The following is a 350-nucleotide window of genomic DNA, read 5'->3' as shown; positions in this document are numbered from 1 at the left end:
AACAACTTTTTCATGCCGATTTGGAAACTTTCGCAATCTTCTTCGTTATCCCCTTCCATTTCTTCAGAATGAAGGGTCGATAAAAAGATTTGATTGACGGTTTCCTCATAGGGCGAACCGCGCATATATTCAAGCACTTGTGCAGTTGCAGGAGTCGTATTGTGATTCTTGATGGTTTCGGCCAAATTGGCAAGGCAGGCAAAGTCGCCGCTTAAAGCCAGATAATCGGGCAGGTCTATATATGAAGCCCAAGCCGGATTTATCAAGAGGCTACGTATCTGTCTTTGAACCAGTGTCAGCATGGTTGGCTGTTTGACAGAAATAGGCGGCAGTTTGTAACTTTTTTGTTT

At 43.7% G+C, this 350-nt stretch carries 1 pseudogene; it reads right to left on the bottom strand.

The annotated features are described in order from the left end of the window. Positions 1 to 350: pseudogene (locus ACTHSP_RS23035) on the bottom strand (DNA primase); the annotation flags it as partial.

Source organism: Neisseria sp. P0001.S005 (assembly GCF_051963715.1).
The sequence above is the reverse complement of the archived record's forward strand: the minus strand, read 5'-3'. Positions and strand labels throughout refer to the sequence as shown.